The organism is Franconibacter sp. IITDAS19, from assembly GCF_023079515.1.
Classification (GTDB): domain Bacteria; phylum Pseudomonadota; class Gammaproteobacteria; order Enterobacterales; family Enterobacteriaceae; genus Franconibacter; species Franconibacter pulveris.
On sequence record NZ_JALJCP010000004.1, the window covers coordinates 207861 to 225191 of the forward strand.

12 protein-coding genes and 1 riboswitch are annotated in these 17331 nt (G+C 58.8%); of the genes, 2 read left to right on the plus strand and 10 right to left on the minus strand.

All coding sequences use genetic code 11. The annotated features are described in order from the left end of the window. Positions 1-13: 13 nt before the first annotated feature. From rapA to araB, 6 genes are all read right to left on the minus strand, one after another. On the minus strand, positions 14-2920 hold the full coding sequence (gene rapA, locus MT962_RS13740; RefSeq protein WP_247365874.1) for an RNA polymerase-associated protein RapA: 2907 nt from the start codon (positions 2918-2920) through the stop codon (positions 14-16). Between the two features lie 133 nt (positions 2921-3053). Continuing rightward, on the minus strand, positions 3054-5414 hold the full coding sequence (gene polB, locus MT962_RS13745; protein ID WP_247365875.1) for a DNA polymerase II: 2361 nt from the start codon (positions 5412-5414) through the stop codon (positions 3054-3056). A gap of 64 nt (positions 5415-5478) precedes the next feature. Beyond that, on the minus strand, positions 5479-6093 hold the full coding sequence (locus tag MT962_RS13750) for a YdcF family protein (RefSeq protein ID WP_247365876.1): 615 nt from the start codon (positions 6091-6093) through the stop codon (positions 5479-5481). Between the two features lie 56 nt (positions 6094-6149). After that, complete coding sequence (gene araD, locus MT962_RS13755; RefSeq protein ID WP_247365877.1) at positions 6150-6845, minus strand: L-ribulose-5-phosphate 4-epimerase; 696 nt, start codon at positions 6843-6845, stop codon at positions 6150-6152. A gap of 57 nt (positions 6846-6902) precedes the next feature. Further along, entirely contained in the window at positions 6903-8405 is a 1503-nt protein-coding gene (gene araA, locus MT962_RS13760) for an L-arabinose isomerase (RefSeq protein WP_024558793.1), read from the minus strand. A 10-nt stretch (positions 8406-8415) separates the two neighbouring features. Further along, positions 8416-10128, minus strand: a complete 1713-nt coding sequence (gene araB, locus MT962_RS13765) for a ribulokinase (RefSeq protein ID WP_247365878.1) — start codon at positions 10126-10128, stop codon at positions 8416-8418. Positions 10129-10468: 340 nt separating this feature from the next. Between araB and araC the strand changes: the two genes are divergently transcribed. Further along, a complete protein-coding gene (gene araC, locus MT962_RS13770) occupies positions 10469-11314 on the plus strand; it encodes an arabinose operon transcriptional regulator AraC (protein WP_029697791.1) in 846 nt (281 codons plus the stop codon). A gap of 122 nt (positions 11315-11436) precedes the next feature. Further along, entirely contained in the window at positions 11437-12207 is a 771-nt protein-coding gene (locus MT962_RS13775) for a DedA family protein (RefSeq protein ID WP_024558791.1), read from the plus strand. Here MT962_RS13775 and thiQ read toward each other — a convergent pair. From thiQ to sgrR, 4 genes are all read right to left on the minus strand, one after another. Then, positions 12204-12902, minus strand: coding sequence for a thiamine ABC transporter ATP-binding protein ThiQ (gene thiQ / locus MT962_RS13780; RefSeq protein ID WP_247365879.1), 699 nt, complete (start codon positions 12900-12902; stop codon positions 12204-12206). The genes MT962_RS13775 and thiQ overlap by 4 nt on opposite strands. Then, a complete protein-coding gene (gene thiP / locus MT962_RS13785; protein WP_048887723.1) occupies positions 12886-14496 on the minus strand; it encodes a thiamine/thiamine pyrophosphate ABC transporter permease ThiP in 1611 nt (536 codons plus the stop codon). Before thiP ends, thiQ begins: the two co-directional genes overlap by 17 nt. Beyond that, positions 14472-15455 carry a thiamine ABC transporter substrate binding subunit gene (gene thiB / locus MT962_RS13790; RefSeq protein WP_024558238.1) on the minus strand — a complete coding sequence of 328 codons (984 nt, stop codon included), beginning with the start codon at positions 15453-15455 and terminating at the stop codon, positions 14472-14474. Before thiB ends, thiP begins: the two co-directional genes overlap by 25 nt. A gap of 32 nt (positions 15456-15487) precedes the next feature. Next, positions 15488-15588: riboswitch (TPP riboswitch) on the minus strand. A 35-nt stretch (positions 15589-15623) separates the two neighbouring features. Further along, positions 15624-17282 carry an HTH-type transcriptional regulator SgrR gene (gene sgrR, locus MT962_RS13795; RefSeq protein WP_024560450.1) on the minus strand — a complete coding sequence of 553 codons (1659 nt, stop codon included), beginning with the start codon at positions 17280-17282 and terminating at the stop codon, positions 15624-15626. Between the last annotated feature and the right edge of the window lie 49 nt (positions 17283-17331).

Below are 17331 nucleotides of genomic sequence, written 5' to 3' on the forward strand. Positions count from 1 at the left end.
CGTCCGGCTCCGTTTACTGATGCGTTACGACAATAAGACGCAGCGCGTCCAGACGCCAGCTCGCCTCGTCGAGGCTCTCCAGCACCTGCTGGCGATTCGTCTCAATGGCGCTCAGCTCATCATCGCGAATGTTTGGGTTCACCGCCCGCAACGCTTCCAGGCGAGAAAGCTCCGAGGAAAGTTTCTCATCCGCCTCTTCGCGCGCCGCCGCGATCAGCGCCTGCGCCGCTTTCTCTACCTGAACTTCCGCCAGTTGCAGAATAGCGTGCACGTCCTGCTGCACCGCGTTCACCAGCTTGCTGCCGGTATGGCGATTCACCGCGCTCAGCTGGCGGTTGAAGCTTTCAAACTCCACCTGCGAAGCCAGGTTAGTGCCATTTTTATCCACCAGCATGCGCACCGGGGTCGGCGGCAGGAAGCGATTGAGCTGTAGTTGTTTTGGCGCTTTTGCCTCGACGACATACATCAGCTCCAGCAGCAGCGTTCCTACCGGCAGCGCCTTGTTCTTCAGCAGCGAAAGCGCGCTGCTGCCCGTATCGCCGGAGAGGATAAGATCCAGGCCATTGCGAATCAGCGGATGTTCCCAGGTAATAAACTGCGCGTCTTCGCGGGAAAGCGCCACGTCACGGTTGAAGGTAATGGTGCAGCCGTCTTCCGGCAGGCCCGGAAAATCGGGCACCAGCATATGATCGGAAGGGGTAAGCACAATCATATGCTCGCCGCGGTCATCCTGGTTAATGCCGATAATATCGAACAGGTTCATGGCGAAGTTCACGAGGCTCGTGTCGTTATCCTGGCCGGCGATCTCCTCTGCCAGGCGCTGCGCTTTCTCGCCGCCGTTGGAGTGGATCTCCAGCAGGCGGTCGCGACCCTGCTCCAGCTGCGTCTTCAGCGCTTCATGCTGCTCGCGGCAGGATTTGATGAGCTCGTCGAAGCCTTCTGTATCTTCCGGCGCGGCGAGGTAGCCGATAAGCGAATCGTAAACGCTGTCATAAATCGCGCGGCCGGTCGGGCAGGTGTGTTCGAAAGCGTCCAGCCCTTCGTGATACCAGCGCACCAGCACCGACTGCGCGGTTTTTTCCAGATAAGGCACATGGATCTGGATATCGTGCATCTGGCCGATACGATCCAGACGGCCGATGCGCTGCTCCAGCAGATCGGGGTTAAACGGCAGGTCGAACATCACCAGCTGGCTGGCGAACTGGAAGTTACGGCCTTCGGAGCCGATTTCCGAGCAGAGCAGCACCTGCGCGCCGGTATCCTCTTCGGCAAACCAGGCGGCGGCGCGGTCGCGCTCGATAATCGACATGCCTTCATGGAACACGGCGGCGCGAATGCCTTCCCGCTCGCGCAGCACCTGCTCCAGCTGCAACGCCGTGGCCGCTTTTGCGCAGATAACCAGCACTTTCTGCGAGCGGTGGCTGGTAAGGTAGCCCATCAGCCATTCCACGCGCGGATCGAAGTTCCACCAGGTGCCGCTGTCGCCTTCGAACTCCTGATAAATTTGCTCCGGGTAGAGCATATCGCGGGCGCGATCTTCCACCGATTTGCGGGCGCCCATAATGCCCGAAACTTTAATCGCCGTCTGGTACTGGGTCGGCAGCGGCAGTCTGATGGTATGCAGCTCGCGTTTCGGGAAACCTTTCACGCCGTTGCGGGTGTTGCGAAACAGCACGCGGCTGGTGCCGTGGCGGTCCATCAGCATATCGATAAGCTCATGGCGCGCATCTTCGGCGCCGTCGCGGTCGCTGTTGGCGGTCTGCAGCAGCGGTTCGATATCCTGCTCGCCAATCAGATCGCTTAAGGTATTGAGTTCTTCGTTGCTGAGCTTGTTGCCGGCGAGCAGCAGCGCCACGGCGTCGGCCACCGGACGGTAATTTTTCTGCTCTTCGACAAACTGCGCAAAGTCGTGAAAACGGTTCGGGTCCAGCAGGCGCAGGCGGGCGAAATGGCTTTCCATGCCCAGCTGTTCCGGCGTGGCGGTCAGCAGCAGTACGCCCGGCACCTGCTCGGCCAGCTGTTCAATTGCCTGATACTCGCGGCTCGGCGCGCCTTCGCTCCAGACCAGGTGGTGCGCTTCGTCGACCACCAGCAAATCCCACTGCGCTTCGCACAGGTGCTCCAGTCGCTGCTTGTTGCGGCGCACGAAATCGAGCGAGCAGATCACCAGCTGTTCCGTATCGAACGGGTTATCCGATTCATGCTGCGCTTCGGTGTAGCGTTCATCGTCAAACAGGGCGAAGCGCAGGTTAAAGCGGCGCAGCATCTCTACCAGCCACTGGTGTTGCAGCGTTTCCGGCACCACGATCAGCACGCGCTCGGCAGCCCCGGAGAGCAGTTGCTGGTGAATAATCATGCCCGCTTCGATGGTTTTCCCAAGCCCCACTTCGTCCGCCAGCAGCACGCGCGGCGCATGGCGGCGGCCCACGTCGTGGGCGATATTGAGCTGGTGAGGAATAAGATTGGTGCGCTGGCCGCGCAGGCCGCTCCACGGCATGCGGTACTGCTCGCTCTGGTATTTACGGGCGCGATAGCGCAGGGCGAAGCGATCCATGCGGTCAAGCTGGCCGGCGAACAGGCGATCCTGCGGCTTGCTGAACACCAGCTTGCTGTCGAGCAGCACTTCGCGCAGCATCACGTTCGCTTCCTGCGTATCCAGACGAGTGCCGATATAGGCCAGAAGGCCGTTCTCTTCCTTTACTTCATCCACTTTCAACTGCCAGCCTTCATGGCTGGTCACGGTGTCGCCCGGGTTAAACATCACGCGGGTGATGGGGGAGTCATTTCGGGCATACAGACGATTTTCACCGGTAGCCGGGAAAAGCAGGGTGACCATGCGGGCATCAATCGCCACTACGGTTCCCAGTCCCAGTTCGCTCTCCGTATCGCTGATCCAGCGTTGACCAAGTGTAAAAGGCATATATCGGCTCTATTCTCGTTACAAATTTGCAGGCAATAGTATGACTCCCGCCTGCGAAGAGGCGGGGGGTCGAGATTGGGTACGGTTTTGGAAAGGGCGCTATGGTACTGGATGGCAACGCATTCGTCACCTGTCAAAATAGCCCTAACTGCCCCGTCATCAGTGTAGCAAAGTCATCCTCAAGGAAAGGTAAAATGCCTTGCGCAACAGGCTGAAGCTGTTTTTCCAGATAGTGGTCGTAGTCAAGCGGCGAGCGTTGATAATCGACCGGCTCAGGACCGTTGGTGGTCCAGACATATTTAATGGTGCCCCGGTTTTGGTACTGCGCCGGGCGGCCAAGCTTCAGGTTCTCTTCATCCGCAAGCCTTGCGGCGCGCACGTGCGGCGGCACGTTGCGCTGGTATTCAGCCAGCGGTCTGCGCAGCCGTTTGCGATAGACCAGCTGGTCATCAAGTTCGCCCGTCATCAACTTTGCGATAGTCTCGCGCACAAAATCCTGATAGGGCTCCTTGCGAAAAACCCGCAGGTAAAGATGCTGCTGGAACTGCTGGGCGAGCGGCGTCCAGTCGGTGCGCACCGTCTCTAAGCCCTTAAAAACCATGCGCTGGCTTTCGCCTTCCTGAATAAGCCCGGCGTAGCGCTTTTTGCTGCCAAGCTCCGCGCCGCGGATGGTTGGCATCAGGAAGCGGCAGAAGTGCGTTTCGAACTCCAGCTCCAGCGCGCTGGTTAGCCCCAGGGTTTGCTGTAAATGCGCGCGCCACCAGGCGTTGACATGCTCCACCAGCTGTTGGCCGATGCGCGCGGCCTCCGCTTCGCTATGAGGGGTTTTAAGCCAGACGAAGGTGGAATCCGTATCGCCATAAATCACCTCATACCCTTGCGCTTCAATCAGTTCGCGGGTCTGGCGCATGATCTCATGGCCGCGCATGGTAATTGAGGAGGCGAGACGCGGGTCGAAGAAGCGACAGGCGCTGGTGCCAAGCACGCCATACAGGGCGTTCATGATAATTTTCAGCGCCTGGGAAAGCGGCTTATTGCCCTGGCGCTTCGCCTCTTCGCGTCCCTGCCAGATTTGCGTCACTATCTCCGGCAGGCAGTGGTTAACGCGTGAGAACCGCGCGCCGATAAAGCCTTCAATGCTGTGCTGCTGATCAGGCTCCGCGAGCCCTTCCACCAGTCCCACCGGGTCTATTAAAAAAGTGCGAATAATCGACGGATAAAGACTTTTGTAATCCAGCACCAGCACGGAGTCATACAAGCCGGGACGGGAATCCATCACGTAACCGCCAGGGCTTGCCTGCGGCGGCACGTCGCCGAGATTGGGCGCGACGAAGCCCGCACGGTGCATGCGCGGAAAATAGAGATGGCTGAAAGAGGCGACGGAGCCGCCGTGGCGGTCCGCCGGCAGGCCGTTTACCGTCGCGCGCTCCAGCAAAAAGGGCATCAGCTCGGTTTTATGGAAGATACGCGTCACCAGTTCGCAATCTTTTAGATTATAGGTGGCGAGCGCCGGCTTATCTTCGGCGAAACGGCGGTCTATCTCCGCCATACGGTGCCACGGATCGTCGATGGCTTTGCCCTCGCCCAGCAGTTCTTGCGACACCGATTCCAGCGAGAAAGAGGCGAAATTCCAGAACGCGGATTTTAGCGCGTCGATGCCGTCGATAATCAGCCGGCCCGCGGCCTGGGCAAAAAAGACGCCGTTTTTGAAGCCATGTTCGCGCCACTCCAGCTCGCTGTTTCCGCGCCCCAGGCGCAGCGGCACGCCGTAACGTTCGGCATGTTTTTGCAGCATGCGCAGGTCAAACTGCACCACGTTCCAGCCTATCAGCACGTCGGGGTCATGCTGCGCAAACCAGGCGTTGAGTTTCTCAATCAACTGCGGACGGCTTGCCACATAGTCAAGCTGAAAGTCGAGCGCGCTGGCGTCGCCGTTTTCCGGACCCAGCATATAAACCACGCGCTGACCACAGCCTTCAAGCCCGATGCAGTAGAGTTCGCCATGGCGGTTCGTTTCGATATCCAGCGATACCCATTTCAGCGGGGGACGGTAGTGTGGATTCGGCTTCAGGCGCGCGTTGCTTAACATCGCGCCCTGCGGCTCGCCGCTCACCCACACCGGCGCGGTGATAAAGCGTTCCATTAAAAAACGCTCTGGCGGGCGAATATCTGCTTCATAGAGCGTAACGCCCTGTTTGCGCAGCAGTTTTTCCAGGCGCATCAGCTGGCGGTGGGAGCGACAGTAAAGCCCGCAGACAGGCTGATGATGAAAATCTTTAAGGGCGAGCGGCGCAAGGCGCGCATCGCTTTCATTCGCCAGCAGACGCTGCGCCTGGGCGCGCTGAGCTTCGGGGATAAATGCGACGGATTCCTGCGGCGGCAGGCGAACCTTCAGCGGGCCGTCGTCGGTCGCCAGCCAGAATTCCACTTCCGTACCTTGCGTGCTATCCCGCCAGTGGCGGGTCAATATAAAACCCTGACGCGCTTCAGACACACCGTTATCCCGCACAAAAAACCAGGCCTGATTATAGCCTGGCTTGGGCTATTTTGCTGGTGTTTTATACAGTGCTAAGCAGGCTCTGCTTTAACCGAAGCAGCTGATAGCCAGAGTAATAAAACGTCTCGCGGATAAGAAAAGAGAGCCGGGCTTCGAAAGAGCGATAGCGGGTTGTAGGCGTGGGAGAAGGTCGGGCGTCAATCCCCTCATCGCGGGCAATGAGCATGGCTCTTTTCATATGTAATGGATCGCTAACCAGTAAAGCCGTACGTAAATGATGCGCTGCCATAATCTGCCGGGCATAACGGAAGTTCTCCCGCGTCACACGAGATTTTTCTTCGAGGAGAATGGCTTTTTCGCTCACCCCTTTAGTAAGAAGGTAAGTGCGGGCGATAGCCGCATCCGATAGAGAACTGCCCGCGCTGGTTCCACCCGTCAGGATGATTATTGGCGCATAACCCTGACGATATAGTGCAAAAGCATGGTTGAGGCGTTCCTTAAAGACGGGAGAGGGCTGGCTGTCGGCTATCCCGGCGCCTGCCACAATAGCGCAATCGGCGCGCTGCGTTTCATTAAGCAGGCTGTACTGGTAAATCGATACGGCATTGACCACGCCCAACGTAGCGATAAGCAGCAATACCGCAGCGAGCAGGCCGAACGATTGTCTGATATTCATGGCCAGTCGCTCTCCCTGAGACATTTTTCTGGCCAAATCTTAACAGGATAAAAGGCCTATTGCCCGTAATAAGCCTTCGCGCCGTGCTTACGCAGGTAGTGTTTATCGAGCAGCGTTTGCTGCATATCCGGCAACTGCGGGGCGAGCTGGCGGCAGAAGATGCCCATGTAGGCGACCTCTTCCAGCACGATGGCGTTATGCACCGCATCGGAGGCGTCTTTACCCCAGGCGAAAGGGCCATGCGAGTGTACCAGTACGCCAGGCATTTGCGCCGGATCGATCCCTTTTTCGCGAAAGGTCTCGGCGATGACCACGCCGGTTTCCCACTCATATTCGCCGTTTATCTCCGCGTCCGTCATTTTGCGGGTGCAGGGGATGGCGCCGTAGAAATAGTCCGCGTGCGTAGTGCCCGTCGCCGGAATCGGCAAACCCGCCTGCGCCCAGATAGTGGCGTGGCGCGAATGGGTGTGCACAATGCCGCCAATAGTCGGGAACTGCTGATAGAGCAGACGATGCGTCGGCGTATCTGAAGAGGGCTTTTTCGTTCCTTCCACCACCTCGCCGGTCTCTATGCTCACCACCACCATATCTTCGGCGGTCATTACGGTGTAATCGACCCCCGAAGGCTTAATAATGAAAACGCCGCGTTCGCGGTCAACGGCGCTGACGTTGCCCCACGTGAGCGTCACCAGGTTATGTTTCGGCAGCGCCAGGTTCGCTTCCAGCACCTGACATTTTAACTCTTCGAGCATCCTGAACCTCCTGATAAAAAAGAGGGCCAGCCCTTGCGAGCTGGCCGAACCCTGTTTTTACCGTTTGAAACCGTAGTAGACCTCGTTCCAGCGCAGCGCGTCTTTAAAGGCGGGCAGGCGAGTGTCGTTGTCGATAACCGCGATCTCTACGTTATGCAGCTCAGCGAACTGGCGCATATCGTCAAGATTCAGCGCCTGGCTGAAGACGGTGTGGTGCGCGCCGCCAGCGAGGATCCACGCTTCGGACGCGGTCGGCAGATCCGGTTGCGCTTTCCACAAGGCGTTGGCGACCGGCAGCTTCGGCAGGTCGTGCGGCGCTTTTACCGCATCTACGCAGTTGACCAGCAGGCGGAAGCGATCGCCAAGATCGATAAGGCTGGCGTTAATGGCAGGTCCGGTGGTGGTGGAGAAAATCAACCGCGCCGGGTCCGCTTTGCCGCCAATGCCGAGGTATTGCACGTCGAGGATCGGTTTTTCATCGGTGGCGATAGAAGGGCACACTTCCAGCATGTGGGAGCCGAGCACCATGTCGTTGCCCGATTCGAAGTTATAGGTGTAATCCTCCATAAAGGAGGTGCCGCCCTGCAGGCCGGTGGACATCACTTTCATGATGCGAAGCAGGGCGGCGGTTTTCCAGTCGCCTTCGCCCGCGAAGCCGTAGCCCTGTTGCATCAGGCGCTGCACCGCAAGACCGGGAAGCTGTTTTAAGCCGTGCAAATCTTCAAAGGTAGTGGTGAAAGCATGGAAGCCGCCCTGTTCCAGGAAGCGCTTCATGCCAAGCTCAATACGCGCCGCATCGATAACGTTCTGGCGTTTGTCGCCATTGACCTGGGCTGCGGGAGTAAGGCGGTAGCTGCTTTCATATTCGTCCACCAGCGCGCTGATGTCGCCTTCGCTTACTTCATTCACGACAGCCACCAGATCGCCGACGCCCCAGGTGTTTACCGAGAAGCCGAACTTGATCTGCGCGGCCACTTTATCCCCTTCAGTGACCGCCACTTCGCGCATGTTGTCGCCAAAGCGCGCCACTTTCAGGTGGCGGGTGTCCTGTTTCGAGACCGCCTGACGCATCCACGCGCCGATGCGTTTATGCGCTTCGCCATCCTGCCAGTGGCCGGTGACGACGCTGTGTTGCAGGCGCATGCGGGCGCCGATGAAGCCGAACTCGCGGCCGCCGTGAGCGGTCTGGTTCAGGTTCATAAAGTCCATGTCGATGCTGCCCCACGGGATCTGCGCGTTGAACTGGGTATGAAACTGCAGCAGCGGCTTGGTGAGGATAGAGAGGCCGTTTATCCACATTTTGGCGGGCGAGAAGGTGTGCAGCCATACCACCAGGCCTGCGCATTTGTCGTCATAGTTGGCGTCGCGGCAGATGTCGGTAATCTGGTCCGGCGTCGTGCCGAGCGGTTTCAGCACCAGCTTGCAGGGCAGTTTCGCCTCGGCGTTGAGGGCATTCACCACCTGTTCGGCATGCTGGTTCACCTGGCGCAGCGCTTCGGGTCCATACAGATGCTGGCTGCCAATTACAAACCACACTTCATACTGGTCGAAAATAGTCATCGTCATATCCTTAATGTGTCAGTGCTGCCTGGCCTTCGCGGTGGGTTGCGCCGCAGGCCGGTAGTGAAGGGAGATAATGCTGTTCCGCGCTGGCGGACCACTGCTGATAGCGGCGATAGAGCTGCTCAAAGCGGGCGGCCCGTTCCGGAACAGGCTGCAGCGTGTTTTCAATCTGGCTCGCCATCGCCTGCTGCGCGGCGGGAATATCTGTGTGCACGCCTGCGGCGACGGCGGCGAAAATCGCCGCGCCCAGCGCGCAGCATTGATCGGAGGCGACGATTTGCAGCGGACGGTTCAGCACGTCGCAGCAGACCTGCATGATCACCGGGTTTTTACGGGCGATGCCGCCCAGCGCCATCACGTTATTCACCGCGATGCCCTGTTCGGTAAAGCACTCCATAATGGCGCGGGCGCCGAAGGCGGTGGCGGCGATCAGTCCGCCGAAGAGCAGCGGGGCGTCGGTAGCCAGATTTAAATCGGTGATGACCCCTTTCAGACGCTGGTTGGCGTTCGGCGTACGACGGCCGTTGAACCAGTCAAGAATGACCGGCAGATGATCAAGCGAAGGGTTTTTCGCCCAGGCTTCAGTGAGCGCGGGAAGCAGCTGCTTTTTGCTGGCGGCGAGGGTCTCTTTCAGCTCCGGATGCTGCTGCGCCAGCTGATCGAGCGGCCAGCCGAGCAGGCGGCCAAACCAGGCGTAAATATCGCCGAAGGCAGATTGTCCCGCTTCAAGCCCGATAAATTCCGGCACCACGCTGCCGTCTACCTGGCCGCAAATGCCCTTCACCGCGCGGTCGCCCACGCTTGGCTTGTCTGCAATAAGAATGTCGCACGTGGAGGTGCCGATAACTTTTACCAGCGTATTAGGCTGAGCGCCTGCGCCCACCGCGCCCATATGGCAGTCAAACGCGCCGCCGGAAATCACCACGCTTTCCGGCAAGCCCAGCCGCGTCGCCCATTCCGGGCTGAGGTTGCCCACGGGGATCTCCGCAGTCCAGGTGTCGGTAAACAGGGGGTAGTCAAGATGCTGGTTGATGATGGGGTCGAGTTCATCAAAGAAGCTGGCCGGCGGCAAACCGCCCCAGCTCTCATGCCACAATGATTTATGCCCGGCGCTGCAGCGTCCGCGGCGAATATCCGCCGGACGAGTCGTACCGGAGAGCAGAGCGGGCACCCAGTCGCACAGCTCAATCCAGGAGACGGCCGCCTGCGCCACGGCGCTGTCCGCCCGCGTCACGTGGAGAATTTTGGCCCAGAACCATTCGCTGGAGTAAACGCCGCCGATGTAGCGCGAATAGTCCACTTTATCCGGCTGGTGGCACAGCCGCGTTATCGCTTCCGCTTCTTCCACCGCCGTGTGATCTTTCCACAGCACAAACATGGCGTTGGGGTTATCGGCGAACTGCGGATTGAGCGCCAGCACGTTGCCCTGCGCGTCAATCGGCGCAGGGGTTGAGCCCGTTGAATCCACGCCGATGCCGACCACCTCGGCGCGCTGCTTTTCGCTCAACTCGGCCAGAACGCGCTTCAACGCCGCTTCCATTGACTCAATGTAATCGAGCGGGTGATGACGAAACTGGTTATGGGCGGCGTCGCAGTAGCGACCTTCCTGCCAGCGGGGATACCACTCCACCTGGGTGGCGAGCTCGGCGCCGCTTGCGCAATCCACCGCCAGCGCGCGTACTGAATCACTGCCGAAATCAAGTCCCAGCGCAATAGCCATCTTCACACTCCATGAGGTAAACAAACATGCAGAGAACATTAGTTTTACGGGCTGAAAAGGGTCAGGGTGGATTCGCTGAACTTATGGATTAAAATGCTATGGGTTGGGAAATTGTGACGCCACGCAAATTATCGATGTGGACATTCCTGCCATGTTTATAGACACTTTAGCCATCATTGAAAAAGCCTGATGAAACAGACGCGACGGGCTAAATTCTGTGATGGCGCGGCTTTAACAACCCCGTTAAGCTGAAGAGAGCGTAAGCAGAACGGTGAGCTGGCCTGCTTTTTGCGATATGGACAAATGGTTTCCTTAATCTAGCTTCGGAGCACCGCTGACGATGGCCGAAACGCAAAACGATCCCCTGTTGCCGGGGTACTCTTTCAACGCGCATCTGGTTGCCGGGCTGACCCCCATTGAGGCCAACGGCTATCTCGATTTCTTTGTCGACCGCCCGCTCGGCATGAAGGGGTTTATTCTTAACCTGACCATACGGGGCGAAGGGGTGGTGAAAAATCAGGGGCAGGAGTTTGTCTGCCGTCCGGGCGATATGCTGCTCTTCCCGCCTGGCGAAGTGCACCACTATGGCCGCCATCCGGAGGCGAAAGAGTGGTATCACCAGTGGGTTTATTTCCGCCCGCGGGCTTACTGGCACGAGTGGCTGAACTGGCCGACCATCTTCGCGCACACCGGCTTTTATCGCCCTGATGACGCCCATCAGTTGCAGTGCTCCACGCTTTTTCAGGAGATAATCAACGCCGCGCAAGGGCCGGGACGTTACGCCGAACTGCTGGCGATTAACCTGCTGGAGCAGCTGTTGCTAAGACGGGTGGAAGCGATAAACGAATCGATGAAGGCGCCGCTCGACAACCGCGTGCGCGACGCCTGTCAGTACATCAGCGACCATCTGGCGGACAGCCATTTTGATATTTCAAGCGTGGCGCAGCATGTCTGCCTGTCGCCGTCTCGACTGTCGCACCTGTTCCGCCAGCAGCTTGGCGTTAGCGTGTTGAGCTGGCGCGAAGATCAACGCATTAGTCAGGCGAAGCTGTTGCTCAGCACGACGCGCATGCCGATTGCAAGCGTAGGGCGCAACGTGGGTTTTGAAGATCAGCTCTACTTTTCGCGGGTTTTTAAAAAATGTACGGGCGCCAGCCCCAGCGAGTTTCGGGCAGGCTGCGAATAAGCTAAACCGAAACTAAATGCTTTTACGAATGTCGTAACCGGTAACTTATTCAAAGCACGGATATCTTGACGCAGGTCAAGGCCGCCGGGAGAATCTTTTCTCCTCACTCAACCGGGTACGTTATGGAAGCCTTGCTGGAACATTTTATTACGCAGTCGCTCGCTTATTCGCTTATCGCCGTGGCGCTGGTGGCGTTTCTCGAGTCGCTGGCGCTGGTAGGGCTGTTATTGCCGGGTACGGTGATGATGGCGGCGCTGGGGGCGCTGATTGGCAGCGGCGAGGTAGGGTTTTACGAAGCCTGGGCGGCGGGCATTGTAGGCTGCCTGCTGGGCGACTGGATCTCCTTCTGGCTGGGTTGGCGCTTTAAGAAACCGCTGCACCGCTGGAGCTTTTTGAAAAAGCACAAGGCGCTGCTGGATAAAACCGAGCACGCCTTGCATCAACACAGCATGTTCACCATCCTGGTTGGGCGATTTGTGGGACCTACGCGTCCGCTGGTGCCGATGGTCGCGGGCATGCTCGACCTGCCCGTCGCGAAATTTGTTCTGCCGAATATTATTGGCTGCCTGCTCTGGCCGCCGCTCTACTTTCTGCCGGGCATTCTGGCCGGCGCGGCTATCGACATTCCCGCCGACATGAAAAGCAGCGGCTTTAAGTGGCTGCTGCTTGGCGTGGCGCTGTTGCTGTGGCTGGCGGCATGGCTGTGCTGGCGCTGGTGGCGCAGCGGCAAAACCACCGACAGGCTGTCGCACGTCCTGCCGCGCTCACGCCTGCACTGGCTTGCGCCTTTGACGAGCGGTGTCGCGCTGGCGGCTTTTATCGCCATCCTGCAGCATCCGTTGATGCCGGTGTACCTTAATATCCTCGGGAAAGTCGTCCGCGGCGGACATTAAGGCGTTATGCCAAGTAGCGTCGAGGCGCTTGCTTTCCCGCTTGCCAGTTGAGCGGTATCGCCATCCCAGACGATGCGCCCATCCACCACCACTATTGAGCGCGGCGCAATGCGCGCCGCATCTTCAATGCTGTGCGACACCATCAGCAGCGTCAGGTGCTGTTCAACGCAAAGGCGTTCAAGCAGCGTAAGCATCTCCTGGCGCAGAGCCGGGTCGAGCGCCGAGAAAGGCTCATCAAGCAGCAGGACCGGCTGCTGGCGTATCAGGCAGCGCGCCAGCGCCGCCCGCTGACGCTGGCCGCCCGAGAGTTCGCCGGGCAGTCGCTCAAGCAAATCGCCCATCGCCATTTCATGCGCGATATGCGCTACTTTTTCGCGCTGCGCCGCCGTCAGCTTCAGGCCCGGATGCAGGCCAAGCCCGATGTTTTCACGCACCGTCAGGTGATTGAACAGGTTGTTTTCCTGAAACAGCATAGAGACCGGGCGGGCGGATGGCGGCGTGAGGGTATGATCGGCATTATTCAGCCGCAGCGTGCCGCTCGCCGGCGGCAGGAAGCCCGCGATTAAATTCAGCAGCGTGCTTTTTCCCGCGCCGCTTGGCCCCAGCACCGCCACGCGCTCGCCCGCTTTGACCTCAAGCGAGAAGCGCATCGGCAGATGATGATAAAGCCAGGTGAGATCAATCAGTGTCAGCATGACGCCCCGGGAGTTTTTCTATCAGCGTAAAGAGCAGGAAGCAGAGCAGCAGCAGGAGCAGCGCCGTTACGGCTCCCGCCTCGCTGCGGTAAGAGCCAATCTGTTGGTAAAGATAAAAGGGCAGCGTGCGGAAATCTTCATTACCGAACAGAGCCACGACGCCGAAATCGCCTATCGAAAGTACGCTGGCGAAAGCCAGAGCCTGGGCCAGCGGTCTTTTCAGCGCGCGAAATTCAATCAGACGCAAGCGGTTAACGCCGTGGATATCGAGCGACGCGCAAAGCGGGGCGTAACGGGCGGCCAGATCGCGCATCGGGTTTTCCAGCACCTTCAGCGCGTAGGGGATAGCCATCAGCGCGTTAGTGAAAATCACAATGCCGTCCGCTGATTGCGGCAGCCCAACGGTGCTGTTAAGCAGCAGAAAAAAACCGGTGGCGAGCACGATGCCCGGCATGGCGAGAATCAGCATGCCGCTCAGCTCAAGGCTCTGGCCCGCCAGGCGTCGCTCACGCAAATAAAGCTCGCGCGCGCTCCACAGCAGCATCATGGTCAGCGCCACGCAAAGCAGCCCGGCGGCGAGCGCGATGCGCAGCGACGTCCAGAGCGCGTGCCACAGCGCCGGCTGAAAAAGCGACTCGCCCGCGCTGCCCGTGAGCCCATCGGCTACCACCGCCAGCAGCGGCGGCAGTAGTAACAGCATAGCGAGAAAAATCAGCAGGCTATCGGTAAACCGGCTTAAGCGGGAATCTTGCGGGTCGCGCCAGCCGCGCAGTTGTGTCGCCCCAACCGGTATCGCTTTGCTGAGCTGCTGGCTTAGCAGCATCAGCGCAAGGCAGCAAATCATCTGCACCAGCGCCAGCAGCGCCGCCCGTCCCGGGTCGTAGTCGTAACTCAGCGCCTGATAAATGGCGAGTTCAATGGTGGTTGCCTGCGGACCGCCGCCAAGCGACAGCACCGTGGCGAAACTGGCAAAGCAGAGCATAAAAATCAGCGCGGCGGCGGGCGGAATTTGTCGGCGCAGCCATGGCCATTCAACGAGCCGGAAAAAGGCCCAGCCGCGCATGCCGAGCTGGGCGGCAATCTGGCGCTGCTCACCGGGGATATTTTCCAGCGCCTGCAACAGCAGACGGGTCGCCATCGGCATATTAAAGAAAACATGGGCCAGCAGAATGCCCGGCAGCCCATAGGGCGAGAAGCGCCATTCCACGCCCAGCAGGTGGCAAAGCCCGGCTATCCAGCCGCTGCGGCCATAGACGCTTAAGATGCCGAAAACGGCAACCAGCACCGGCAGGATAAGCGTCATGGCGCAAAGCCGCAGCAGCGCGTTGCGGCCGGGAAAGCGGCGGCGATAGAGCGCGCGGGCGAGAAAAATAGCGGGCACGACGGAGAGCAGGGCAGAGAGAAACGCCTGCCAGAGGGAGAAGCGCACCACGCGCCACAGGTAACTGTCCTGCAGCAGCGCCGGAAAATCGATTTGCGGGGCGTTAAGCCAGAGCGCGGAGAACGCCGCCAGGGCGACCGCCGCCATTAGCAGGGCGGCGAGCAGCCCCGGCCACAACCAGCCGGGAATTAACGGCTGACGGCGCGAAGCCATTCGTTAATCCATTGCGTGCGCTGTTGCGCCACGACCTGCGGCGTAAATTCCAGCGACGTTTGCGGTTTTTGCAGGGCGTTGAAGCCTTCCGGCAATGCGACATCGGTTACCGGATACATCCAGTTTCCGGTGGGAATGGTGCTCTGGAAGGCGGGCGAAACCATAAACTTCAGGAATTTTTCCGCCAGCGCCGGCTGCTTGCTGGCGGCGGTGCGGGCCGCCACTTCAACCTGAAGGTAATGACCTTCGCTGAAGTTAGCCGCGGCGTAGTTCGCTTTTTTCTCTTCAATGAGGTGGTATGCGGGCGAGGTGGTGTAGCTCAGCACCAGATCGCCTTCCCCCTTCAGGAACAGGCCGTACGCTTCGCTCCAGCCTTTGGTGACGGTGACCGTTTTCGCTGCAAGCTTCTGCCAGGCCTGCGGCGCTTTGTCGCCATACACTTTTTGCATCCACAGCAGCAGGCCAAGGCCCGGCGTGCTGGTGCGCGGATCTTCATAAATGACACGCCATTTTTCATCGCCCTCCACCAGATCTTTTAAGCTTTTCGGCGGGTTCTTCAGCTTGTTTTTGTCGTAGACGAAGGCGAAATAGCCGTAATCGAAGGGCACAAACGTGTCGTTCTTCCAGCCGCCCGGCACGTTAACGGCCTCCGCCGCTACGCCGCTCGGTGCAAAAAGTTTCGTGGCGGCGGCGGCTTCGAGCAGGTTGTTATCCAGCCCCAGCACCACGTCCGCCTTGCTGTTTTTGCCTTCCATACGCAGGCGGTTAAGCAGCGATACGCCATCTTCCAGCGCCACGAACTTCAGCTCGCAGCCGCAGTCGGCTTCAAACGCTTTTTTTACTTTCGGGCCCGGGCCCCAGTCGGCGGAGAAGGAGTCGTAGGTGTAAACGGTCAGAACGGGTTTGGCGAAAACGGGCGCGGCGACCAGCGCCAGCAGCGGGAGATATTTTTTAAGCACTTTGCACCTTTGAGCATAGGGGGCAAAGGATTTTGAGCGGTAGCCTCAAATCCCTTCGCCGGCGTTATCCGGATCAGGTTCGACGGGTATTATCTCAGCGCGCACGAACGGTGCGGCACCCCGTTGAGAACGGTTCATTGTAATGATTTGCTGAATGTTTCGAAAGGGTTACGGCTCCGGCGGCGCAAACCAGGCGGATTTAAAGTCAAACCACCCTAGCGTGTTCATACGCAGGCCGCGCATACTGCGCTGCCCCTGCAAAATCAGCCAGTGATGCACGAGCGGCAAAAGGTGCTGGCTTTCAAGCAGTTGTTTACACCATGTTGGTAAATCCAGCGCCCCGGCGCGCCAGCTTTCGGCATCCTGCTGCCAGTTCAGCGGCACGCATTTTTGCATCAGCGGCGTTTCATAGAAGTTCGCAAACAGTGAGAAATTCAGCGGCAACGTGAAGTTAACGCTGTTCAGCCACAGATCGCTTACCGTTTCACCCTGATGCCACTCAGTGTAGTCCACCTCGTTTATCGCTACTTTTACGCCCTGTCCGGCGAGCAGCGTCACTATGATAGCGCCGATAGCGCGGTTTTCGATATGGTCGCGATAGTAAGTCAGCGTTATCTTCTCAAGGCCTGCGGGGCGCTCAACGACGGCAGTTCGCGGCGCATGGTGCCAGCGCGGCAGCAGGCCATAAGCGGGGAACCAGTAGCGCTGATAGTGTTCTGCGGCGTGATAGAGAAAATTAACCGGAGAGAGCAGGTGGCTCAGCCACTGTCGCACCTGCGGATTTGCGCCCGCAGGAGAGCGGGAGTCAAAAAGCAGGTAGTAACATCCCTCTTCGAGGCGGCTTTCAACGGCTTTCTCGCCGCCGGTGGGGCCTTCAAGCTGGACGCTGCCGCCCAGCTCGTCGCCAATATCCGGCAACACCCAAAAGTTCACTTCATCAATCAGCGCCCGGTAGCCGAAGTAATCATCAAAAGCATGGATCTTGAGCTGATTGTTGTTATTACGTACCACGGCATACGGGCCGGTACCGATCGGTTTACTGGCGAAATGGGGCAGGGTTGTCCATTCGCGAGGCAGGATCATCGCCGCTACGCTGCCCAGCAGCCAGGGCAGCCATTCATCTGGCTGGCTGAGATGAATATCAAGCGTCCACGGAGTAGGGGAGACGACATGGGAGAGATGGGAATAAAGCGGCAACGTATTGATGCGTTCAAGCGAACTGATGATATCGAGCATATCGAGTTCGCGACCATGATGAAAATGGATGCCCGGGCGCAGGAAAAACCGCCAGTGCAGCGGGGAAATTTTCTGCCAGTGATGAGCAATGTCCGCTTCCAGTTCCCCATTTTCCTCGTTTATGCGTGTCAGTCCGCTAAAAATTTGCCGCACCACGTGCGTTTCCGAACGGCGCAATGCGCTGCCCGGCAGCAGGTTCTGCAACGGACGATAGTACAGCACCCGCAGAATATGCCGCCCCTGCCGGAAGCTGCGCCCCAGATGAGAGATAAGCATCTGGCGCACCGCGGTTTTATCGCCGACTATCTGCACCAGCTGGTCGATTCTGTCCTGCTCAAGCAAATCCTCGGCGCGCTGTTGCTGGAGCGCGAGGCCGGTATAGAGAAAGGTTAAGCGTGAGCGCTTGCCGCGCCCGGCTTCCGCTTCCCATTTCAGCCAGCCCTTTTCCTGCATGGTATTGAGTAAGGTGCGCATGTGGCGGCGCGAGCAGTTCAGCAGCTCCGCCAGATCGTTAAGCGTGGTTTCCTGCGTTTTGCCATCACAGCATTGCCACAGGCGAATAAATTGCTGTTGCAGACGACCAGTGGACATAAAAGGGGAACTCCTCGCCAAAACTCATCAATTTATCTTTCCCTATATT

Coding starts and splice junctions, on each gene's coding strand:
- rapA (WP_247365874.1), bottom strand. CDS start 2,920: ATGCCTTTTACACTTGGTCAACGCTGGATCAGCGATACGGAGAGCGAA.
- MT962_RS13750 (WP_247365876.1), bottom strand. CDS start 6,093: ATGAATATCAGACAATCGTTCGGCCTGCTCGCTGCGGTATTGCTGCTT.
- araD (WP_247365877.1), bottom strand. CDS start 6,845: ATGCTCGAAGAGTTAAAATGTCAGGTGCTGGAAGCGAACCTGGCGCTG.
- araA (WP_024558793.1), bottom strand. CDS start 8,405: ATGACTATTTTCGACCAGTATGAAGTGTGGTTTGTAATTGGCAGCCAG.
- araB (WP_247365878.1), bottom strand. CDS start 10,128: ATGGCTATTGCGCTGGGACTTGATTTCGGCAGTGATTCAGTACGCGCG.
- araC (WP_029697791.1), top strand. CDS start 10,469: ATGGCCGAAACGCAAAACGATCCCCTGTTGCCGGGGTACTCTTTCAAC.
- MT962_RS13775 (WP_024558791.1), top strand. CDS start 11,437: ATGGAAGCCTTGCTGGAACATTTTATTACGCAGTCGCTCGCTTATTCG.
- thiQ (WP_247365879.1), bottom strand. CDS start 12,902: ATGCTGACACTGATTGATCTCACCTGGCTTTATCATCATCTGCCGATG.
- thiP (WP_048887723.1), bottom strand. CDS start 14,496: ATGGCTTCGCGCCGTCAGCCGTTAATTCCCGGCTGGTTGTGGCCGGGG.
- sgrR (WP_024560450.1), bottom strand. CDS start 17,282: ATGTCCACTGGTCGTCTGCAACAGCAATTTATTCGCCTGTGGCAATGC.